General features: G+C 56.5%; 21 protein-coding genes. 8 read left to right on the forward strand and 13 right to left on the reverse strand.

Annotated features, from left to right (window positions below; translation table 11 throughout):
* The first annotated feature begins 14 nt into the window (after positions 1-14).
* On the forward strand, positions 15-884 hold the full coding sequence (locus ACERY3_RS17520; RefSeq protein WP_023309465.1) for a phosphoribulokinase: 870 nt from the start codon (positions 15-17) through the stop codon (positions 882-884).
* Positions 885-950: 66 nt separating this feature from the next.
* Here ACERY3_RS17520 and ACERY3_RS17525 read toward each other — a convergent pair whose 3' ends face one another.
* On the reverse strand, positions 951-1,355 hold the full coding sequence (locus tag ACERY3_RS17525; protein WP_008503018.1) for an OsmC family protein: 405 nt from the start codon (positions 1,353-1,355) through the stop codon (positions 951-953).
* A gap of 311 nt (positions 1,356-1,666) precedes the next feature.
* Here ACERY3_RS17525 and crp point away from each other — a divergent pair, with 311 nt between their 5' ends.
* The gene (gene crp, locus ACERY3_RS17530; RefSeq protein ID WP_000242758.1) at positions 1,667-2,299 is read left to right on the forward strand and encodes a cAMP-activated global transcriptional regulator CRP; all 633 of its coding nucleotides are present in this window, start codon (positions 1,667-1,669) and stop codon (positions 2,297-2,299) included.
* Between the two features lie 57 nt (positions 2,300-2,356).
* Positions 2,357-4,444, forward strand: coding sequence for a YccS/YhfK family putative transporter (locus ACERY3_RS17535; protein WP_217073234.1), 2,088 nt, complete (start codon positions 2,357-2,359; stop codon positions 4,442-4,444).
* Here ACERY3_RS17535 and ACERY3_RS17540 read toward each other — a convergent pair.
* The 4 genes from ACERY3_RS17540 to ppiA form a co-directional block, all read right to left on the reverse strand.
* Positions 4,441-5,661 carry an aspartate aminotransferase family protein gene (locus tag ACERY3_RS17540; protein ID WP_176686530.1) on the reverse strand — a complete coding sequence of 407 codons (1,221 nt, stop codon included), beginning with the start codon at positions 5,659-5,661 and terminating at the stop codon, positions 4,441-4,443. The two genes, ACERY3_RS17535 and ACERY3_RS17540, sit on opposite strands and share 4 nt — an antisense overlap.
* A gap of 87 nt (positions 5,662-5,748) precedes the next feature.
* Complete coding sequence (gene pabA / locus ACERY3_RS17545) at positions 5,749-6,312, reverse strand: aminodeoxychorismate synthase component 2 (protein ID WP_039263092.1); 564 nt, start codon at positions 6,310-6,312, stop codon at positions 5,749-5,751.
* A 30-nt stretch (positions 6,313-6,342) separates the two neighbouring features.
* On the reverse strand, positions 6,343-6,927 hold the full coding sequence (locus ACERY3_RS17550; RefSeq protein ID WP_207167869.1) for a putative adenosine monophosphate-protein transferase Fic: 585 nt from the start codon (positions 6,925-6,927) through the stop codon (positions 6,343-6,345).
* A 106-nt stretch (positions 6,928-7,033) separates the two neighbouring features.
* A complete protein-coding gene (gene ppiA / locus ACERY3_RS17555; RefSeq protein WP_023309471.1) occupies positions 7,034-7,606 on the reverse strand; it encodes a peptidylprolyl isomerase A in 573 nt (190 codons plus the stop codon).
* Positions 7,607-7,884: 278 nt separating this feature from the next.
* On the opposite strand from ppiA, the gene tsgA reads away from it, so the two are divergent.
* Positions 7,885-9,069, forward strand: coding sequence for an MFS transporter TsgA (tsgA, locus tag ACERY3_RS17560; RefSeq protein WP_373226161.1), 1,185 nt, complete (start codon positions 7,885-7,887; stop codon positions 9,067-9,069).
* A 3-nt stretch (positions 9,070-9,072) separates the two neighbouring features.
* Here tsgA and ACERY3_RS17565 read toward each other — a convergent pair whose 3' ends face one another.
* Positions 9,073-10,389 (reverse strand): cytosine deaminase, encoded by a 1,317-nt coding sequence (locus ACERY3_RS17565; RefSeq protein WP_373226163.1) that lies wholly within the window; start codon positions 10,387-10,389, stop codon positions 9,073-9,075.
* A gap of 239 nt (positions 10,390-10,628) precedes the next feature.
* On the opposite strand from ACERY3_RS17565, the gene nirB reads away from it, so the two are divergent.
* The 4 genes from nirB to ACERY3_RS17585 all read left to right on the forward strand — a co-directional run bounded on the left by nirB (position 10,629) and on the right by ACERY3_RS17585 (position 15,318).
* Positions 10,629-13,172 carry a nitrite reductase large subunit NirB gene (gene nirB, locus ACERY3_RS17570; protein ID WP_373226164.1) on the forward strand — a complete coding sequence of 848 codons (2,544 nt, stop codon included), beginning with the start codon at positions 10,629-10,631 and terminating at the stop codon, positions 13,170-13,172.
* On the forward strand, positions 13,169-13,495 hold the full coding sequence (gene nirD / locus ACERY3_RS17575) for a nitrite reductase small subunit NirD (RefSeq protein ID WP_023309475.1): 327 nt from the start codon (positions 13,169-13,171) through the stop codon (positions 13,493-13,495). The genes nirB and nirD overlap by 4 nt, the downstream gene beginning before the upstream one ends.
* Positions 13,496-13,630: 135 nt before the next feature.
* Positions 13,631-15,004, forward strand: a complete 1,374-nt coding sequence (cysG, locus tag ACERY3_RS17580; RefSeq protein ID WP_224979669.1) for a siroheme synthase CysG — start codon at positions 13,631-13,633, stop codon at positions 15,002-15,004.
* 143 nt (positions 15,005-15,147) lie between these two features.
* Positions 15,148-15,318 (forward strand): YhfL family protein, encoded by a 171-nt coding sequence (locus ACERY3_RS17585; protein WP_058841980.1) that lies wholly within the window; start codon positions 15,148-15,150, stop codon positions 15,316-15,318.
* 142 nt (positions 15,319-15,460) lie between these two features.
* Here ACERY3_RS17585 and trpS read toward each other — a convergent pair whose 3' ends face one another.
* The 7 genes from trpS to aroK form a co-directional block, all read right to left on the reverse strand.
* Positions 15,461-16,465: a tryptophan--tRNA ligase gene (trpS, locus tag ACERY3_RS17590; protein ID WP_023309477.1), complete on the reverse strand. Its 1,005-nt coding sequence runs from the start codon at positions 16,463-16,465 to the stop codon at positions 15,461-15,463.
* Positions 16,458-17,219 carry a phosphoglycolate phosphatase gene (gph, locus tag ACERY3_RS17595; RefSeq protein WP_033146807.1) on the reverse strand — a complete coding sequence of 254 codons (762 nt, stop codon included), beginning with the start codon at positions 17,217-17,219 and terminating at the stop codon, positions 16,458-16,460. The genes trpS and gph overlap by 8 nt, the downstream gene beginning before the upstream one ends.
* Complete coding sequence (gene rpe, locus ACERY3_RS17600; protein WP_024907923.1) at positions 17,212-17,889, reverse strand: ribulose-phosphate 3-epimerase; 678 nt, start codon at positions 17,887-17,889, stop codon at positions 17,212-17,214. The genes gph and rpe overlap by 8 nt, the downstream gene beginning before the upstream one ends.
* Positions 17,890-17,930: 41 nt before the next feature.
* Positions 17,931-18,743, reverse strand: a complete 813-nt coding sequence (gene dam / locus ACERY3_RS17605) for an adenine-specific DNA-methyltransferase (RefSeq protein ID WP_033146808.1) — start codon at positions 18,741-18,743, stop codon at positions 17,931-17,933.
* Positions 18,744-18,810: 67 nt separating this feature from the next.
* Positions 18,811-20,109, reverse strand: coding sequence for a cell division protein DamX (damX, locus tag ACERY3_RS17610; protein ID WP_319876844.1), 1,299 nt, complete (start codon positions 20,107-20,109; stop codon positions 18,811-18,813).
* A 92-nt stretch (positions 20,110-20,201) separates the two neighbouring features.
* Positions 20,202-21,290 (reverse strand): 3-dehydroquinate synthase, encoded by a 1,089-nt coding sequence (gene aroB / locus ACERY3_RS17615; RefSeq protein ID WP_373226166.1) that lies wholly within the window; start codon positions 21,288-21,290, stop codon positions 20,202-20,204.
* Between the two features lie 57 nt (positions 21,291-21,347).
* Positions 21,348-21,869: a shikimate kinase AroK gene (gene aroK, locus ACERY3_RS17620; protein WP_003861630.1), complete on the reverse strand. Its 522-nt coding sequence runs from the start codon at positions 21,867-21,869 to the stop codon at positions 21,348-21,350.
* Positions 21,870-22,102: the final 233 nt, after the last annotated feature.

Below are 22,102 nucleotides of genomic sequence, written 5' to 3' on the forward strand. Positions count from 1 at the left end.
GTCAGGGAGTTGCTATGTCTGCCAGACATCCGGTTATTGCCGTTACGGGGTCGAGTGGTGCGGGAACCACCACCACCAGCCTCGCATTTCGCAAGATTTTCGCCCAGCTGAATCTCCGTGCGGCGGAGGTCGAAGGCGACAGCTTTCACCGCTACACGCGTCCGGAGATGGACATGGCCATTCGTAAGGCGCGCGATTCGGGTAAACACATCAGCTACTTCGGCCCGGAGGCCAATGACTTCGGCCTGCTGGAACAAACCTTTATAGAGTACGGTAAGAGCGGCAAAGGGCAGTCCCGCAAGTATCTGCACACCTATGATGAAGCCGTACCCTGGAATCAGGTGCCGGGAACCTTTACCCCGTGGCAGCCGCTGCCGGAACCCACCGACGTCCTGTTTTACGAAGGATTGCACGGCGGTGTGGTCACGCCTCAACACGACGTGGCGCGCCATGTGGATCTGCTGGTCGGCGTGGTCCCTATCGTTAACCTGGAGTGGATCCAGAAGCTGACGCGCGACATGAGCGAGCGCGGCCATTCGCGAGAGGCGGTGATGGACTCCGTGGTGCGCTCCATGGAGGATTACATTAACTTCCTGACGCCGCAGTTCTCCCGCACCCATATCAACTTCCAGCGCGTGCCGACGGTGGATACCTCGAACCCGTTTGCCGCTAAAAGCATCCCGTCGCTGGATGAGAGCTTTGTGGTGATCCATTTCCGCAATCTCGAAGGTATTGATTACCCCTGGCTGCTGGCAATGCTGCAGGGCTCGTTTATTTCGCACATGAATACGTTAGTCGTGCCGGGCGGAAAAATGGGGCTGGCGATGGAGCTCATCATGACGCCGCTGGTGGAGCGACTGATGGAAGGGAAGCAGATCGCGTGAGCATGTTCCCTCTCCCTGTGGGAGAGGGTTAGGGTGAGGGCATCAACACGCACGATGCCCCATCAATCACGCCTCGATCACTTCATACGAATGCGTGATTTTTACCGCTTTCTCCAGCATTAACGCCACCGAGCAGTACTTCTCCGCAGACAGGTCCACCGCACGCGAGACCGCCGCGTCTTTCAGCTCTTTACCGGTGACCACAAAGTGCAGGTTAATATGGGTGAACAGGCGTGGCGCCTCTTCGCGACGTTCTGACGTGAGTTTAACCTCACAATCCGTCACGTCATGACGACCTTTTTGCAGAATCGACACCACGTCAATTGCGCTGCATCCGCCTGCCGCCATCAGCACCATTTCCATTGGGCTGGGTGCTTTATCGCCGGAGTTACCGTCCATCAAAATCTGGTGTCCTGACGCGGACTCGCCCAGGAACGTTAAACCTTCAACCCATTTCACGCGCGCTTGCATATTCATTAACTCCAACGTTGCATTTTTGGTGACAGATTACGTGTGCGTTACATTTATCGCAATGGAAGGCGACCTGCATCATGCTGAAGCGAGACACCAGGAGACACGCGGCGAAAGCTATGCTAAAACACTCAGGATGCTACAGTAATACATTGACGTTACACGTGTATGCAGAGGACATCAAACTTTACTGGCTGCGAAACGTTACGGTAGCCGACTTCCCAGGGTATGGGTAAGAATTCGATTGCAACCCCAGAGTCCGGATGCATCTGATGACTCTGGTGACAGCTTATAACAGAGGATAACAGCGCATGGTGCTTGGCAAACCGCAAACAGACCCGACTCTCGAATGGTTCTTGTCTCATTGCCACATTCATAAGTACCCATCGAAGAGCACGCTGATTCACCAGGGTGAAAAAGCGGAAACGTTGTATTACATCGTTAAAGGCTCGGTGGCAGTGCTGATCAAAGATGAAGAAGGGAAAGAGATGATCCTTTCTTATCTGAACCAGGGCGATTTCATCGGTGAACTGGGCCTGTTTGAAGAGGGCCAGGAACGTAGCGCCTGGGTTCGAGCAAAGACAGCATGTGAAGTGGCTGAAATTTCTTACAAGAAGTTCCGTCAGCTGATTCAGGTTAACCCTGACATCCTGATGCGTCTTTCTTCCCAGATGGCGCGCCGTCTGCAGGTCACGTCAGAGAAAGTGGGTAACCTCGCCTTCCTGGACGTTACCGGCCGCATCGCACAAACCCTGCTGAACCTGGCGAAACAGCCAGACGCTATGACCCACCCGGACGGCATGCAAATTAAAATTACCCGTCAGGAAATTGGTCAGATCGTCGGTTGCTCCCGTGAAACAGTGGGCCGTATCCTGAAAATGCTGGAAGATCAAAACCTGATCTCCGCCCACGGTAAAACCATCGTGGTCTACGGAACGCGTTAATTCCGCTTAAACGGCGTGCCATCGCAAGGTGTCACGCCGTTTTTGTCTCTACTCCCCATGTGGCGCAGGCTGATCTATCACCCGGAAGTTAACTACGCACTGCGACAAACGCTGGTGTTGTGTCTTCCTGTGGCCATAGGCCTGATCCTCGGACATCTTCAACAAGGCCTCCTGTTTTCCCTCGTGCCCGCCTGCTGCAACATTGCCGGTCTGGACACGCCGCATAAGCGCTTTTTCAAACGCCTGATCGTTGGTGGCTGCCTGTTTGCGGGCTGTAGCCTCGCCGTGCAGCTTCTGCTTGCCCGGGATATCCCGCTGCCGCTGATCCTGACCGTACTGGCGATGACCCTTGGCGTCACGGCGGAAATCAGTTCGCTGCACGCCCGCCTGCTTCCCGCTTCGCTGATTGCGGCCATTTTCACGCTGAGCCTCGCCGGGAACATGCCGGTGTGGGAGCCGCTGCTGATCTACGCCCTGGGGACATTATGGTACGGGCTGTTTAACTGGTTTTGGTTCTGGCTGTGGCGCGAACAGCCGCTGCGTGAATCCCTGAGCCTGCTCTATGTGCAGCTTGCGGATTACTGCGAAGCCAAATACACCCTGCTCACCCAGCATACCGACCCGGAAAAATCCTTACCGCCGCTGCTGACGCGCCAGCAGAAGGTGGTGGATCTCATAAGCCAGTGCTATCAGCAGCTGCATATGCTCGCCGCCAACAAGAACCACGAGTACAAACGGCTGCTGCGCACCTTCCAGGTCGGGCTGGATCTGCAGGAGCACATCTCCGTAAGCCTTCACCACCCGCAGGAGGTGCAAAAGCTGGTCGAACGCAGCCACGCCGAAGCGGTGATCCGCTGGAACGCGCAGACCGTCTCGGCACGTCTGCGCGTGCTGGCCGATGATATTCTCTATCACCGCTACCCGACGCGCTTTAACATGGAAAAACAGCTCGGCGCGCTGGAGAAAATCGCCCGTCAGCATCCCGATAACCCGGTCGGCCAGTTTGCCGCCTGGCACTTCAGCCGCATCGCCCGCGTGTTACGCACGCAGCGCCCGCTGTATCCCCGCGACCTGATGGCGGATAAGCAAAAACGGCTTCCGCTATTGCCCGCGCTCAAAAGCTATCTTTCTCTTAAATCGTCCGCTCTGCGCAACGCCGCAAGGATCAGCGTGATGCTCAGTACCGCCAGTCTGATGGGCATGGCGCTGCACCTGCCGAAACCGTACTGGATCTTAATGACCGTGCTGTTTGTCACCCAGAACGGCTACGGCGCCACGCGGGTGCGTATTCTGCATCGGGCTGGCGGAACGATGGCCGGGCTGATCATTGCGGGCGTGACGCTGCACTTCCACGTGCCGGAAGGCTATACCCTGGCAGGGATGCTGGCGATTACGCTGGTGAGCTATCTGATTATCCGCAAAAACTACGGCTGGGCGATGGTGGGCTTTACGGTGACGGCGGTATATACGCTGCAGTTGCTCACGCTCAATGGCGAACAGTTTATTGTCGCCAGGCTGATTGATACCCTGATCGGCTGCCTGATTGCCTTTGGCGGCATGGTCTGGCTGTGGCCGCAGTGGCAGAGCGGGCTGCTGAGGCAGAACGCCCACGACGCGCTGGAAGCCGACCAACAGGCTATTCGCCTGATCCTGAGCGACGACCCGCAGCCCTCCCCGCTGGCCTATCAGCGGATGAAGGTCAACCAGGCGCACAACGCCCTGTTTAACTCGCTCAACCAGGCGATGCAGGAGCCGGGCTTTAACTCGCACTATCTGGCAGACATGAAGCTCTGGGTGACGCACAGCCAGTTTATCGTCGAGCATATTAACGCCATGACCACGCTGGCGCGCGAGCACACGATGCTAACGCCGGATCTGGCGCAGCGCTATTTGCAGTCGTGTGAAATTGCGTTGCAGAGGTGCCAGCAGCGTCTGGAGTATGACGCGCCGGGCGAGTCGGGCGACTCAAATATTCTGGAAGCGCCGGAGACGTTAACCCACGGGCCAATGAGTACGCTGGAGCAGCACTTGCAGCGCGTTCTGGGGCATCTGAACACCATGCACACCATTTCGTCGGTGGCATGGCGTCAGCGTCCGCATCACGGGATTTGGTTAACGCGCCGGTTAAAGCGAACCGAGTATTAGCCTTTAACGATCTTCGCGACCGCCGTGGCAAAGCGGGTTAACCCCTCTTCGATGTCTTTGTCTTCTACCACCAGCGACGGCGCAAAGCGCATCACGTCCGGCCCGGCATTGAGCACCATCACCCCTTCGTGGGCGGCGGCGTGCAGGAAATCACGCGCCCGGCCTTTGTACTGCGGCTTCAGCTCGGCGCCAATCAACAGCCCCATCCCACGGATTTCGCTGAACACGTCGTACTGTTCATCAATCTTTTGCAGGTGTTTTACGAACAGCTCGCGCTTCGCGCTCACGGCGTTCAACACCTCCGGCGTGTTGATAATGTCGAATGCGGCACCCGCCACGGCACTCGCCAGCGGGTTACCGCCGTAGGTGGAACCGTGAGAACCGACGTGGAACGCGGAGGCGATCTCCTGCGTCGTCAGTACCGCACTCACCGGGAAACCGCCGCCGAGCGCTTTGGCGCTGGTCAGGATGTCCGGCGTCACGCCGTAATGCATATAAGCGAACAGATCGCCGGTACGCCCCATCCCGCACTGCACTTCATCAAAGACCAGCAGCGCCTGATGCTCGTCGCACAGCGCGCGCAGCCCTTTCAGGAATTCCGGAGTTGCCGCCGTCACGCCGCCTTCCCCCTGGATCGGCTCGACAACAACGGCGCAGGTATGGTCGTCCATGACCGCTTTCACCGCGTGCAGATCGTTAAACGGCACGTGGACAATGTCGGCCGGTTTCGGGCCAAACCCGTCGGAATACTTCGGCTGGCCGCCAACGGAGACGGTAAAGAAGGAGCGTCCGTGGAAGGCATTGTGGAAGGCGATGATTTTGGTTTTGTACGGGCTGTGGCGCGTTGTCGCGTAGTAGCGCGCCAGCTTAAACGCAGTTTCGTTGGCTTCAGTGCCGGAGTTCATAAACAGCACGCGCTCGGCAAAGGTCGCATCGATGATCTTGCGGCCCAGGCGCAGCGCCGGTTCGTTGGTGAACACATTGCTGGTATGCCACAGGGTTTCGCCCTGGGTTTTCAGCGCCTCAACCAGCGCGGGATGGCAATGACCCAGCGCCGTGACCGCAATACCGCCCGCGAAATCCACATACTCTTTCCCCTGCTGATCCCAGACGCGGCTGCCTTTTCCCTTCACCGGGATAAACTCAGCCGGTGCATAAATCGGCAGGATCACTTCATCAAATGTCGCGCGGGTAATTGCTGGTTGTTCAGTTGCCATGTCATGACCATCCATTTTTATGTCACAGTGATTGTGAAAATATAATCACAAAATATGCATAAAAAATCACAGCAAGGCAACAGATATTCAGCGATTGAGGAAATTTGCCAGCAGCGCGTGCCCCTGCTCGCTGAGGATGCTTTCCGGGTGGAACTGCACGCCTTCGAGGTCCCATTCGCGGTGGCGAATCCCCATGATCTCCTGCGTATCGCTCCAGGCGGTCACCTCAAAGCAGTCGGGCAGGGTCGACGGGTCAATCACCAGGGAATGGTAGCGCGTCACGGTTAACGGGTTATTGAGCCCCGTGAATACCCCGGTGCCGGCGTGGGTGACCGGAGAGGTTTTACCGTGCATCACTTTCGCGGCGCGCACGATGGTGGCACCAAACGCCTGAGCAATCGCCTGATGGCCCAGACAAACGCCCAGGATCGGCAGCTTGCCGGCATAGTGCTGGATAACATCCAGAGAAATACCCGATTCTGACGGCGTACACGGCCCCGGAGAAATCACGATTTTCTGCGGAGCCAGCATCCCGATATCGGCCAGTCCGATCTCGTCGTTACGGCGGACAACCACCTCTGCACCCAGTTCACAAAAATACTGGTAAAGGTTCCAGGTGAAGGAATCGTAGTTATCAATCAGCAGAATCATGGCGGCTCCCGAAAAAAATGCCGCCCTATTCTACTCAGATTCCCGCGCTTCGCTCACTACTTTGGCAAAGATAGCGTTGAGCGCGGTTAAATCTCCCGTTGCGCCGCTTCGGTTAGCCGTCACCCACTGGTCGGGATCGATATCGCGCCAGTCCAATGCGTAGCCTGCGTGGAGCGCCAGCTGCTCGAAGAAAACGCGTTGGGCAATACCGTTGCCGCGCATAAATGGATGCAGCATGTTGATTTCGCAGTAATAGTGGCTAACCCGGTCAACAAACGCCGCTTTCTCAAGACCCACGAGATACTTTTCGCTTTCCAGCGCCGCCATTAGCTCGTTGCCCATCTTCTCGATGTATTCGAAATGGCAGAAAGGAATGTCACCCTTAAAAATATCGTCGGTACGTAACTCGCCTGCCCGCTTCATCTCGCTGCGGTACAGATGACGATGAATGAGGCACAGATGGGGCAACCCGGGCGCGGAAGGCCCAAGCTCCAGCGTCTCAATATGGGGCTCTGAGGGACCATTACCTTTTTCAAGGAGACAACTGGCCTGTAAATTGACGTTACGCTGCTGTTCCCAGAGACGGGATTTTTGCTTGTCGGTGAGCTTTTTCACTTAACGCCTCCCTGAATAGTCCGTTTGCCACAAGTATAAGCAGCAAAACGCGCTTTCGCAGGGAGGGTCATATAACGCGGGCAGAAGAAGCCCGCGTTCAGAAGAATTACGGCAGAACTTTTGCGGAGAGGATAACCACCGGTTTTGACGGCACATTCTGGTACGGACCGACGTCGTGAGTAGGCACCTGAGAAATCTTATCGGCCACGTCCATGCCTTTCACAATCTTACCGAAAACGGCATAGCCAAAGTCGCGCTGACCGTGGTCGAGGAAGGCGTTATCCGCCACGTTCAGGAAGAACTGGCTGGTCGCGCTGTCTTTGTCTGCGGTACGCGCCATGGAGATGGTGCCGCGTTTGTTCAGCAGGCCGTTGTCCGCTTCGTTTTTGATTGGCGGGTTCGGCTGCTTCTGCTGCATTTGCTCGTTGAAGCCGCCGCCCTGCACCATAAAGCCTGGGATCACGCGGTGGAAAGTGGTGTTGTTATAGAAACCACTGTTCACATAGTCGAGGAAGTTTTTCACGGAAACAGGGGCTTTCTGGCTATTCAGTTCCAGCTCAATATTCCCGGCAGAGGTGGTCAGCAGAACGTGAGGGTCCCCTTTGGCTGCCAGCGCAGCAGGGGAAACGGCAGAAAGAGCAAACACAGCTGCGACAGCCGCCAGTGTTGATTTGAGCATGAGAATTCCTTAACAAAGCGCAGTATAAAAAGCGAATGGCTTGATTCTAAAGAGCAGTATGAACGGAGACCAGCCTTTTACCTAATTTTACGAAATTGAAACAATTATTACCGCGCAAACGATTGGTTACGCCGTCAAATAATGTGATTTAGATCACACTAAAACCTGCAATGACGTACTCATTGCCCTTAAAAGATAGGAATAGATCACTTTAGCGACTAAAATCTGCCCGCTCTCAGCGCCCCCCGGGCGTTTTTCTTTTTCTGAACAGGCCAGACATGACTAACAGCAATCGCATCAAGCTCACATGGATCAGCTTCTTCTCCTACGCCCTGACCGGCGCGTTGGTGATCGTCACCGGGATGGTGATGGGGAATATCGCAGACTACTTCCAGCTGCCCGTTTCCAGCATGAGTAACACCTTTACCTTCCTCAACGCGGGGATCCTGATCTCTATCTTCCTGAATGCCTGGCTAATGGAAATCGTCCCGCTGAAAACCCAGCTACGCTTTGGCTTTGTGCTGATGGTTGCCGCCGTGGCGGGCCTGATGCTGAGCCACAGCATCGCCCTGTTCTCCGCCGCCATGTTCGTGCTGGGTCTGGTCAGCGGGATCACCATGTCGATCGGTACGTTCCTGATTACCCATATGTATGAAGGCCGCCAGCGCGGCGCGCGTCTGCTGTTTACCGACTCCTTCTTCAGCATGGCCGGAATGATTTTTCCGATGCTCGCGGCGGTTCTGCTGGCGCGCAGCATTGAGTGGTACTGGGTCTATGCCTGCATCGGCCTGGTCTACGTGGCGATCTTTATTCTGACCTTCGGCTGCGACTTCCCGGTGCTGGGCAAGAAAGCACAAACCACGGCAGAGCCCGTTGCGAAGGAAAAGTGGGGCATTGGCGTGCTGTTCCTCTCCGTTGCCGCGCTGTGCTACATCCTAGGCCAGCTGGGCTTTATCTCCTGGGTACCGGAGTACGCCAAAGGGCTGGGCATGAGCCTGAACGACGCGGGTAAACTGGTGAGCGATTTCTGGATGTCTTACATGTTCGGCATGTGGGCGTTTAGCTTCATCCTGCGCTTCTTCGACCTGCAGCGCATTCTGACCGTGCTGGCGGGGCTGGCGACCGTGCTGATGTACCTGTTCATCAACGGTTCCCCGGAGCATATGCCGTGGTTCATTCTGACCCTGGGCTTCTTCTCCAGCGCCATTTATACCTCGATCATCACCCTGGGCTCCCTGCAGACCAAAGTGGCCTCGCCGAAGCTGGTTAACTTCGTCCTGACCTGCGGCACCATCGGCACCATGCTGACCTTCGTGGTCACCGGCCCGATCGTCGCCCACAGCGGCCCGCTGGCGGCGCTGCACACCGCGAACGGTCTGTATGCCGTGGTATTCATCATGTGCTTCATTCTGGGCTTCGTGACCCGCCACCGCCAGCACAACGCGGCAGCAGCGTCTCACTAACCCCTACGCCCCTTTGCGCTCGGCAGAGGGGCTGTTTCTGGCAAAACTTACCTCTTCTCCTCCGATATCCATCTGGATCCACGTCTGCGCCAGCTGCGTCGTGGCGATCACGCGTCCCTGACGAATCGACCAGCGCACCGGCACCTGACAGCGCACCGCTTCAAACCCGCTCTCGGCAGGCAGAATAATCAGGTTCGCCGGGTTCCCCGTGGCAATACCGTAATCGCTCAGGCCGAAGGTACGGGCGCTGTTATGGGTGATGAGATTCAGACCGCTGTCGATTTGCGGATAGCCCATCATCTGGCAGACGTGCAGCCCCATATGCAGCACCTGCAGCATGTTGCCGGTGCCGAGCGGGTACCACGGGTCGAAGACGTCGTCATGGCCGAAGCAGACGTTAATGCCCGCTTCCTGCAGCTCTCTCACCCGGGTGATGCCGCGGCGCTTCGGATAATCATCAAAGCGTCCCTGCAGGTGAATGTTGACCAGCGGGTTGGCAACGAAATTAATCCCCGACATTTTCAGCAGACGGAAGAGCCGCGAGGTGTAAGCACCGTTGTAGGAGTGCATGGCGGTGGTGTGGCTGGCCGTCACGCGCGGGCCAATACCGGCCTCATACGCCAGCGCTGCCACCGTCTCGACAAACCGCGACTGCTCGTCGTCGATTTCATCGCAGTGGATATCCAGCGGACGGTCATACTTCTTCGCCAGTTCAAAAGCGATATGCAGCGACTGCACGCCATACTCGCGGGTGAACTCGAAGTGCGGGATCGCCCCCACCACGTCGGCCCCCAGCTTTAACGCCTCTTCCAGCAGCGCCGCGCCGTTCGGGTAAGAGAGAATACCTTCCTGCGGGAACGCAACGATTTGCAGCGTCACCCACGGGGCAACCTCCTGCTTCACCTCCAGCATCGCCTTCAGGGCGGTGAGCGTCGGGTCGGAGACATCCACATGGGTGCGGACAAACTGGATGCCGTTGGCAATTTGCCACTTCAGCGTTTTCCAGGCGCGCGCTTTAACATCCTCATGGCTGAGCAACGCCTTGCGCTCCGCCCAGCGCTCAATGCCTTCGAACAGCGTGCCGGACTGGTTCCAGCTCGGCTCACCCGCGGTCTGGGTCGTATCAAGATGGATATGCGGCTCAATGAACGGCGGGATAGCAAGACCACCGCGCGCGTTCAATACTTCATAACTTTCGGCGTGGGTGTCGTTCATCGGGGTGATGTCACCAAATCGCCCGTTCTCAATGGCGAGCTGCCACAGCCCTTCGTGACCCGGTAAACGAACATTCTGAACAAGCCATAACGGTGTTGTAGACATACCCTTCCCCTAAAAAACGCCGCTGATATTCAGGCGTATCGATTTTGGCAAAACCGCCCCTGATTTGTACACAAATTCAACGGGCACGAAAAGCCTGCGATTTCCGCCACTTATAAAAATCCTGACAAATCAGTCGCATACCACCTAAGGAGTAGGCGAAGACGTATTTGATTTGCATCAATAAGCACTCCTGCTGAATCGTTAAGGTAGGCAATAATAGAAAAGAAATCGAGGCAATAATGAGCAAAGTCAGACTCGCTATCATCGGTAACGGCATGGTCGGCCACCGCTTTATCGAGGATCTTCTCGATAAGGCCGATGCTGAGCAGTTCGATATTACCGTATTCTGTGAAGAACCCCGCAAGGCGTACGACCGTGTGCACCTGTCTTCCTACTTCTCCCATCATACCGCCGAAGAGCTCTCTCTGGTGCGCGAAGGTTTCTACGAGAAGCATGGCGTAAAAGTGCTGGTGGGCGAACGCGCTATCACCATCAACCGTCAGGAAAAAGTGATCCACTCCAGCGCCGGGCGTACGGTTTTTTACGACAAGCTGATCATGGCGACGGGCTCCTATCCGTGGATCCCGCCGATCAAAGGCTCGGAAACTCAGGATTGCTTCGTCTACCGTACCATTGAAGACCTCAACGCCATCGAATCCTGCGCCCGTCGCAGCCGTCGCGGCGCGGTCGTCGGCGGCGGCCTGCTGGGTCTGGAAGCGGCAGGCGCGCTGAAAAACCTCGGCGTTGAAACCCACGTCATCGAATTTGCCCCGATGCTGATGGCCGAACAGCTCGACCACATGGGCGGTGACCAGCTGCGTCGTAAAATCGAAAGCATGGGCGTGAAGGTTCACACCAGCAAAAACACCAAAGAGATCGTTCAGGAAGGGACTGAAGCGCGCAAAACCATGCGCTTTGCCGACGGCAGCGAGCTGGAAGTGGACTTCATCGTCTTCTCCACCGGTATTCGCCCGCGCGACAAGCTGGCGACCCAGTGCGGGCTGGCCGTGGCGCAGCGCGGCGGGATCATGATCAACGACGCCTGCCAGACCTCCGATCCGGATATCTACGCCATCGGCGAATGCGCCAGCTGGAATAACCGCGTCTACGGCCTGGTGGCGCCGGGCTACAAAATGGCGCAGGTCGCCGTGGACCATATCCTCGGCAGCGAAAACGCGTTTACCGGTGCAGACATGAGCGCCAAGCTGAAGCTGCTGGGCGTGGACGTGGGTGGTATTGGCGATGCGCATGGCCGCACGCCCGGCGCTCGCAGCTATGTCTATCTCGACGAAAGCAAAGAAGTCTACAAACGCCTCATCGTCAGCCAGGACAACAAAACCCTGCTCGGCGCGGTGCTGGTGGGCGACACCAGCGACTTCGGCAACCTGCTCCAGCTGGTGCTGAACGCCATCGAACTGCCGGAAAACCCGGATGCGCTGATCCTCCCGGCGCACGCGTCCAGCGGCAAGCCGTCTATCGGCGTGGATAAACTGCCGGACAGCGCGCAGATTTGCTCCTGCTTCGACGTCACCAAAGGCATGCTGATCTCCGCCATCAACAAAGGCTGCCACACCGTGGCGGCGCTGAAAGCGGAAACCAAAGCCGGTACCGGCTGCGGCGGCTGTATTCCGCTGGTCACTCAGGTGCTGAACGCCGAACTGGCGAAACAGGGCATCGAAGTGAACAACAACCTGTGCGAGCACTTCGCGTATTCTCGCCAGGAGCTGTATCACCTGATCCGCGTGGAAGGCATCATGTCCTTCGACGAACTGCTGGCGAAACACGGCCAGGGCTACGGCTGCGAAGTGTGTAAACCGACCGTCGGCTCCCTGCTGGCCTCCTGCTGGAACGAGTACGTACTCAAGCCGGAACATACGCCGCTGCAGGACACCAACGACAACTTCCTGGCGAACATCCAGAAAGACGGCACCTACTCCGTTATTCCACGCTCAGCCGGTGGCGAAATCACGCCGGAAGGGCTGGTCGCCGTGGGTCGTATTGCGCGTGAATTTAACCTCTACACCAAAATCACCGGTTCCCAGCGTATCGGCCTGTTTGGCGCGCAGAAAGACGATCTGCCGGAAATCTGGCGTCAGCTCATTGAAGCCGGCTTCGAAACCGGTCACGCGTATGCCAAAGCGCTGCGCATGGCGAAAACCTGCGTGGGCAGCACCTGGTGCCGCTACGGCGTGGGCGACAGCGTGGGCTTCGGCGTGGAGCTGGAAAACCGCTACAAAGGCATCCGCACCCCGCACAAAATGAAGTTTGGCGTCTCCGGCTGTACCCGCGAATGTGCGGAAGCGCAGGGTAAAGACGTGGGGATCATCGCCACCGAGAAGGGCTGGAACCTGTACGTCTGCGGCAACGGCGGGATGAAGCCACGCCACGCGGACCTGCTGGCGGCGGATCTCGATCGCGACACGCTGATTCAGTATCTCGACCGCTTCATGATGTTCTATATCCGCACCGCCGATAAGCTGACCCGTACCGCCTCCTGGCTCGATAACCTGGAAGGCGGCATCGACTACCTGAAAGCGGTGATCATCGACGACAAGCTGGGCCTGAACGAGCACCTGGAAGCGGAGATGGCGCACCTGCGCGAGGCGGTGATCTGCGAATGGACGGAAACCGTCAACACCCCGGCGGCGCAGACGCGCTTCAAACACTTCATCAACAGCACCCAGCGCGACCCGAACGTACAGGTAGTGCCCGAGCGTGAACAGCATCGTCCAGCGACACCGTATGAACGTATTCCGGTCAAGCTGGTGGAGGAAAACGCATGAGCCAGTGGATAAACATTTGCGATATTAACGACATCATCCCGGCCACCGGCGTATGCGCGCTGCTGGGCAGCGAGCAGGTTGCGATTTTCCGCCCTCGCCACGATGAACAGGTTTTTGCCATCAGCAATATCGACCCGTTCTTCGAGGCCAGCGTGCTCTCCCGCGGACTGATTGCCGAGCATCAGGGCGAACTGTGGGTCGCCAGCCCGCTGAAAAAGCAGCGTTTCCGCTTAAGCGACGGTTACTGCATGGAAGATGAGAGTCATTCAGTGAAGCACTATGACGTTCGCGTGAAGGACGGCAAGGTGCAGTTGAAAGGCTAATCCCCCGCCTTTTCAATACGAATAGCTTATGACCCCTTGTGGGTAACGGCAGGAAAAACCGTATGTTTTGTACGATTCCTGCTGTTATCCTGACGTCAATTCTTACCCCCTCCATGAAAGCTGCGAGGTAACGTCGTGGATCACCTGCCGATTTTTTGTCAATTACGCAACCGCGACTGCCTGCTCGTGGGCGGCGGCGACGTGGCTGAACGCAAAGCGCGCCTGCTGTTAGAGGCTGGCGCCCGGCTCACCGTCAACGCCCTCGCCTTCGCCCCACAGTTTGAGGTCTGGGCCCAGGAAGGGATGCTCACGCTGGAACAGGGTGAGTTTAATGAATCCCTGCTCGATACCTGCTGGCTGACGATTGCCGCAACGGACGACGATGAAGTGAACCAGCGCGTCAGCGACGCCTGCGAAGCGCGCCGAATCTTCTGCAACGTGGTGGATGCGCCGAAAGAGGCCAGCTTTATCATGCCCTCGATTATTGACCGCTCGCCGCTGATGATTGCAGTGTCGTCCGGCGGACGCTCGCCGGTTCTCGCCCGCCTGCTGCGGGAAAAGCTGGAGGCCGTGCTGCCGCAGCACCTTGGTCAGATTGCGCATTACGCCGGGCAGCTCCGCTCCCGCGTGAAGCAAACTTTCTCCACCGTGGGCGAGCGCCGCCGCTTCTGGGAAAAATTCTTTGTGAACGACAGGCTGGCGCAGTCGCTGGCTAATCAGGACACCAAGGCCGTTGAAGAGACGACCGAACGGCTCCTGAGCGAGCCGCTGGACCATCGCGGCGAAGTGGTGCTGGTGGGCGCAGGCCCCGGCGATGCGGGCTTGCTGACGCTGAAAGGGCTACAGCAGATCCAGCAGGCCGATACCGTGGTTTACGATCGCCTGGTCTCCGATGACATCATGAACCTGGTACGCCGCGATGCCGACCGCGTATTCGTTGGAAAACGGGCGGGCTATCACTGCGTGCCGCAGGAGGAGATTAACCAGATCCTGCTGCGCGAGGCGCAGAAAGGTAAGCGCGTGGTGCGCCTTAAGGGTGGCGATCCGTTTATCTTTGGTCGCGGCGGCGAGGAGCTGGAAACCCTGTGTGACGCGGGTATTCCGTTCTCCGTGGTGCCGGGCATTACGGCGGCATCCGGCTGCTCAGCTTACTCTGGCATTCCGCTGACCCACCGCGACTATGCCCAGAGCGTGCGTCTGGTGACGGGCCATCTGAAAACCGGCTGCGAGCTGGACTGGCATAACCTGGCCGCTGAAAAGCAAACGCTGGTCTTCTACATGGGGCTGAACCAGGCCGCGACGATTCAGGCGAAGCTGCTGGAGCACGGCATGGAGGCTGATATGCCGGTTGCGCTGGTGGAAAACGGTACGTCCATCAAGCAACGCGTGGTGAATGGTGTACTGACGCAGCTCGGTGAACTAGCTCAGCAGGTCGAAAGCCCGGCGCTGATTGTGGTGGGTCGCGTGGTTGAGCTGCGCGATAAGCTGAACTGGTTCTCAAATCACTAACGCATATTCTTCCTTTGCGGAGTAGTCCTTATGCGGACTACTCCCCTCTTACCGCTGTCGATAACATACCGCCCCGAAGTGGAATTTCTCCCTTTATTCCCTTGAGTTACATCCAACTTTCGTTTTTAAGACAAGGAATGCGTATGTTCAAACTGGCAAAAGCCGCCGTTCTGGTTGGCCTGTTATCGACTCTGACTGCCTGTACCGGTCATGTACAGAACACCAAAAATAACTGCAGCTACGATTACCTGCTGCACCCGGCGGTCTCCATTTCGAAGATCATCGGCGGTTGCGGCCCGGCGGCGGATCAGTAAGCGTTTTTCAGGCGTAAAAAAACCGGGATATCCCGGTTTTTTTGTTTAGGGAAGTGCGGCCTGATGCCCTCACCCTGACCCTCTCCCACAGTGAGAGGGTACAACCCTAAAAACGGTAACGTGGTTACCGTTTTGCTTTTACCTAAGGTTTACCCACAAACCCAATCGCTTCGTACACCGCTTTCAGGGTTTCGGACGCGCGCGCGCTGGCTTTTTCCGCGCCGTCTTTCATCACCTTCTGCAGGAAAGCTTCATCGTTACGGTAGCGGTGATAACGCTCCTGCAGCTCGGTCAGCATGCCGGAAACGGCGTCTGCCACTTCACCTTTCAGGTGGCCGTACATCTTGCCTTCGAAGTGTTTTTCCAGTTCAGGAATGCTCTGGCCGGTCACGCCGGAGAGGATATCCAGCAGGTTGGAGACGCCCGCTTTGTTCTGCACGTCGTAGCGCACTACAGGCGGCTCGTCGGAGTCGGTGACCGCGCGCTTGAGCTTTTTGACGACAGATTTCGGATCTTCCAGCAGGCCGATAACGTTGTTGCGGTTATCGTCAGACTTGGACATCTTCTTGGTCGGCTCCAGCAGCGACATCACGCGCGCACCGGACTTCGGAATGAATGGCTCTGGCACTTTAAACACATCGCCGTAAATCGCGTTAAAGCGCTGGGCGATATCGCGGCTCAGCTCCAGGTGCTGCTTCTGGTCTTCACCTACCGGTACCTGGTTGGTTTGATACAGCAGGATGTCCGCCGCCATCAGCACCGGATAGTCGAACAGACCGGCGTTGATGTTTTCAGAGTAGCGCGCGGATTTATCCTTGAACTGGGTCATACGGCTCAACTCGCCGAAATAGGTGTAGCAGTTCAGCGCCCAGCCCAGCTGCGCGTGCTCCGGCACGTGAGACTGAACGAAAATGGTGCTCTTCTCAGGATCGATGCCGCAGGCCAGGTACAGCGCCAGGGTGTCCAGGGTAGCTTTACGCAACTTCTCAGGATCCTGACGCGCGGTAATCGCATGGAGATCGACGATGCAGTAAATGCAATGGTACTCATCCTGCATGCTGACCCACTGACGTAACGCACCCATGTAGTTACCAATGGTCAATTCACCTGAAGGCTGTGCGCCACTAAAAACGATGGGCTTAGTCATTATTCAATTCCTGATGTTCACTGTGCGAAAGCCCGAGTGCGGGCAACAAATCTTTGAAGTGGTCGAAGACCACATCCGGCTCACTTAGCGTGATGGCTTCACCGTAGTTGTAGCCATAGGTTAATCCGACGGAAGGACACCCTGCCGCTCGGGCAGCCAGAATATCATTGCGCGAATCCCCGACAAAGAGCAGCTCCGCAGGCGTTAAGGATAATTTTCCTGCCACCAGCAACAGCGGTTCCGGATGCGGCTTTTTGTTCTGCACGTCGTCGCCGCCCACAATCACGGAGAAATACTTCGCGATATCGAGCGCTTCCAGCAGCGGTGCAACAAACGGCGTCGGTTTGTTGGTCACCAGCCCCAGCGGAATGCCCTTCGCGTGCAGCGCGCTCAGCGTTTCCTGAACGTCCGGGAACAGGAAACTGCCCTCCTCGACGGTCTCTTCATAGAAACGATCGAACAGTTTGCGCAGAATCCGCAGCTGTTCATCCTTAGGGATGTCAGCGTGGTCAACGCTCGGTTTACCCTGCGCGGAACGCTGCGACGCGCGCTCCTGACGCGCCCACGTCAACGCGCGCTCCATCAGGACATCGGCGCCGTTGCCAATCCACGTTACCACGCGCTCTTCTCCCGCAACGGGGAGTTCAAGGGCGTACAGCGCCTGGTCTACGGCGCTCGTTAAGCCCGGCGCGCTGTCGACCAGCGTGCCGTCGAGGTCAAATGCGATACCCCGAATTGCCTGCAATTTATCCATGACTTACCTTCGCCAGCTCACGGCGCATTTCATCAATGACTTTTTTGTAATCCGGTTGGTCGAAAATTGCCGAACCTGCAACGAACATATCCGCGCCGGCTGCCGCAATTTCACCAATGTTATTTACTTTCACACCGCCGTCCACTTCCAGGCGAATATCGTAACCTGACTCATCAATACGACGGCGCACTTCACGCAGCTTATCCAGCGTGTGGGGAATGAACGACTGACCGCCAAAGCCCGGGTTAACGGACATCAGCAGGATCACGTCCAGCTTGTCCATGACATAGTCGAGATAGCTCAGCGGCGTGGCCGGGTTAAACACCAGGCCCGCCTTACAGCCGTTCTCTTTGATCAGCTGCAGCGTGCGGTCCACGTGTTCAGAGGCTTCCGGATGGAAAGTGATGATACTGGCACCCGCTGCGGCGAAGTCAGGCACGATGCGATCAACAGGCTTCACCATCAGGTGAACGTCGATAGGCGCGGTAATGCCATAGTTACGTAATGCCTTGAGCACCATTGGGCCAATGGTCAGGTTAGGGACGTAGTGGTTATCCATAACGTCAAAATGGACGACATCTGCGCCAGCCGCGAGAGCTTTGGCGGTGTCTTCACCCAGGCGGGCAAAATCGGCCGACAGAATTGAGGGAGCAATCAAAAACTGTTTCATCCGCTTCTCCTTGAAATGTGTTTACCGGCGGGCAAAACGGCTCAGGGGCGATAAAGAGCCAGAAGTTCGTCCACCTTTTTACGTGTGCCGCCGTTGCTGCTAATGCTACGCCGCACTTTGACCTGAAAATGCTTCGCGGCTTTATACCATTCGCGCGTATCAGGCGTGTCGTGATTCGAAATTAACACCGGAATTCTTTTGCTGACCAGCTTTTCTGCCATCTCCGCCAGACGGGCCTGTTCGGCCGGGCTGAAGCTGTTGGTGTGATAAGCGGTGAAATTCGCCGTTGCCGACAGTGGTGCGTAAGGCGGGTCACAGTAAACCACCGAGTTTACGCCTGCCAGCTCCATACACTCTTCATAGGAGAGGCAATGAAACTCTGCGTTCTGCGCTTTTTCGGCAAAGTGGTACAGCTCGTCCTGCGGGAAATACGGGCGCTTATAGCGACCAAACGGCACGTTAAACTCCCCGCGCAGGTTATAGCGGCACAGGCCGTTGTAACCATGACGGTTGAGATAGAGGAACAGCAGCGCCCGACGGAACGGATCCTGACTCTGATTAAACTCAGTGCGGAACTGGTAGTAAACGTCCGGCTGATTGTTCTCCGGCGTAAACAGTTTGCGCGCCTCTGCGACATACTCTTCGGTACGCAGCTTAACAATGTTATAGAGGCTGATGAGGTCGTTGTTGATATCCGCCAGGATATAACGAGAAAAATCGGTGTTCAGGAACACCGATCCTGCGCCCACGAAAGGCTCGATTAGACACTCGCCTTTTGGCAGGTGCTTTTTAATATCATCGAGCAGGGGGTATTTCCCCCCAGCCCATTTCAGAAAAGCGCGATTTTTTTTCATGCTGACTAACTGATTACACCTTCTCCGGCTGTGGAGAAAGCTCCGACAGCATCCTGCGCTTTAAACATTACTTCAGATCGGCCTGAACCTGATGAATCGGCTTCGCCCAGGGATTTTTTGCCTGAACATCCGCTGGCAGTGCCGCTACGGCACGTTTCGCTTCATCTTTGGACGAATAAACGCCGCTGACCAGCACATACCACGGTTGACCGTTACGGGTCGTCTGATAAACAACATAGTCTTTCAGATTTGATTTCTTCGCCCAGCTGTTGAGGTTGTCATAGTTAGACGAACTGCTCAGCTGCAACGTGTAGTTGCTGGATGGCGCAGACTTCATCGAGCCAACGTTACCTGCAGTTTTGCCTGCGGCGCTGCTGGAGGCTGTTGCCGTGGCTGCCGGAGCCGTTGCTGCAGGTGCCACTGTGGTTGCCGTTGCTTTCGGCGCAGTCTGCGTGACTGGCGCTTTAGCAGGCTCGCTCACCGCAGCCGTTTCGGTGCGTTTCGGCTGTGCCGGTACCGCTTTCACTTCAGGCGCTTTTACGACTGCCTGAGGTTTGGTTTCACGCTTAGGCTCAATCACCGCCTGCTTACGTTCAGGACGCGTCGCAGTTTGCGTCTGGCGCGGTTTGGTTTCCGTCGCAGCCGTTTGTGGCTGAGCGTTACCGCCGCGAATTGGGGCAACGGTTGCCGGCTCAGTTGGCAGCGTAGAGTTAACCACGACGTTATCAACCTGCTGCTGGTTCTGCGGCTGCGTCAGCGCATTGTTCAAATCTCCCTGAACTTCTACGCGCTGCTGGCCTTCAGGCGTAGCAGGTGCCTGACCCTGAGCAGGGGTTGAAGAAACGGGCGGCAGAGAAACATCCTGCGGCGCTGTGGTGTTACCTGCGGTCTGCTCTGCGGAAGTCGCACCCGGTGCAGGCTGTGCGCCATTCGCCTGATTGGTCGCATCGTTACCGGACAGGTTGATGCTCTTCTCAGCGGAAGCAGTTTGCTCGGTTGAGTTCGTTGACGGTGCTTTAAGCGCGGAGCCAATGCCGACAATCAGCAGCACAAGCACCAGAACGCCCAGGCCCATCATGATGTACTGGCGGGAAGCCGGTTTCGGCGCAGCGGCTTTTTTACGTTTACGTGGGCGACGCTCTACAGGCTGTTCGTCCATTGAATCTTCTTCGGACTCATAATCCTCTTCTGCTCGCTCTTCGTGCGCGTTGCGGCTGCGCGAAGGGCGACGATCGTCTGCATCCAGATCAACATCGTCAAAGTTGATCTGCGGCTCGTTATCACGTTCTGAAGATTGACGAGAACGACCAGTACGACGATCGCTGGGATCGGGTTTCAGCTCGTCTTCTGGTTTGAATTCATCCATTTAACACCCCACTCAAAGGCTTATGCTAACGACTTTGCATTTCACCTGAAGCTAAACGACCACCTGCGACAGTGGCCTGACCTTTCTAGTTGTTACGCCTGCTGACAATCAGCGATAGCGCCAAGAACGACATCGTGCGGCACTCCGCCACGCACTTCACTCTTCCCTATTGCAAGCGGGAGTACAAGACGCATCTCACCTGCCAATACTTTTTTATCGCGTATCATGTGGGGTAAATACGCTTGCGCCGACATCTCCTGCGGCCCGGTTACCGGCAAACCTGCACGCTCAAGCAGCGCAATGATGCGTGCCGTCTCTTCAGGTTTAAACTGCCCCAGACGTTCAGAGGTGCGCGCTGCCATGACCATACCGGCCGCGACGGCTTCACCGTGCAGCCAGTTGCCGTAACCCATCTCGGCTTCAATGGCGTGGCCAAACGTATGCCCAAGATTCAGTAAAGCACGTAAGCCCGTTTCACGCTCGTCTGCAGCGACAACTTCTGCTTTCAGTTCACAACAACGACGAATGCAGTATGCCAGTGTAGCCTCATCCAGGCACAGCAGCGCATCCATATTCTCTTCAAGCCAGCTAAAGAACTCGCCATCGAGAATAATGCCGTATTTGATCACTTCTGCCAGACCCGAAGCCAGTTCGCGCTTCGGCAGGGTTTTCAGACAGTCGAGATCCACCACCACCGATGCGGGCTGGTAGAACGCGCCAATCATGTTTTTGCCGAGCGGATGGTTGACTGCCGTTTTGCCACCCACAGAGGAGTCGACCTGGGACAGCAACGTGGTCGGGATTTGAATAAAACGGACGCCACGTTGATAGCTTGCGGCCGCAAAGCCGGTCAGATCGCCCACAACACCGCCGCCCAGGGCAAGCAGTGTTGTATCGCGACCGTGCGGTTTTTGCAGCAATGCGGTAAAGACGGTATCCAGTACCGTCAGGCTTTTATACTGCTCGCCATCGGGGAGAATCACACTGTCGACTTTTACGCCCGCCTGCTCAAGCAGGTGGCGTACGCGGTCAAGATAAAGCGGAGCCAGCGTCTCATTGGTGACCAGCATCGCCTGATCACCCGCTTTCAGTGGTAAAAAGGAAGCTGGGTCGTTAAACAAACCAGCCGCGATGGTGATAGGGTAACTACGTTCCCCGAGAGTAACTGTAATCCTCTCCATGACGCGACATCCACCTTTAATGCTTTTACCCGCAGGCGAGTGTATATAAAGCCAGAATCAGTTGCTTTCCAGCATATGAATAATCTGGTTTGCAACCACTTTAGCGCTCTGGTCGTCAGTACGAATGGTCACGTCGGCAATCTCTTCATACAGCGGATTGCGTTCATCGGCCAACGCTTCCAGAACTTCGCGTGGTGGCGTTTCAACCTGCAGCAGCGGGCGCTTTTTATCGCGCTGCGTACGTGCCAGCTGTTTCTCGATGGTCGTCTCAAGATAGACCACTACGCCACGGGCGGAGAGACGGTTACGGGTTTCGCGAGATTTCACAGAACCGCCGCCTGTTGCCAGAACGATGCCCTGTTTTTCCGTGAGTTCGTTGATCACTTTTTCTTCTCGGTCACGGAAACCTTCTTCGCCTTCTACATCGAAAACCCAGCCCACATCAGCTCCGGTTCGTTTCTCAATCTCTTGATCAGAATCGTAAAATTCCATATTGAGTTGTTGAGCTAACTGACGCCCAATAGTGCTTTTGCCGGCACCCATAGGCCCAACCAGAAAGATATTGCGTTTCTCTGCCATTTTATCGGTACTACTAAGACTATTCGTTAATGGTAATTCCCGCTTCGCAGACACCCAGCGTAGCAGGACATGAACTGAAACCTCATATGCAATAGAGCGAGAGTCAGACTAAAAATTATCTCAATACTCCGGCTTGTTTGGCAACTGATTAAATCACCGCGCCGGGCGCATAAGGTAATAAGACGTAAGTCCAACTCAAATCGGTACTCCTTGTATGCTAATTCATGCCCCAC

It is taken from the genome of Enterobacter cloacae complex sp. ESBL7 (genome assembly GCF_041679625.1).
Classification (GTDB): Bacteria; Pseudomonadota; Gammaproteobacteria; order Enterobacterales; family Enterobacteriaceae; genus Enterobacter; species Enterobacter asburiae_B.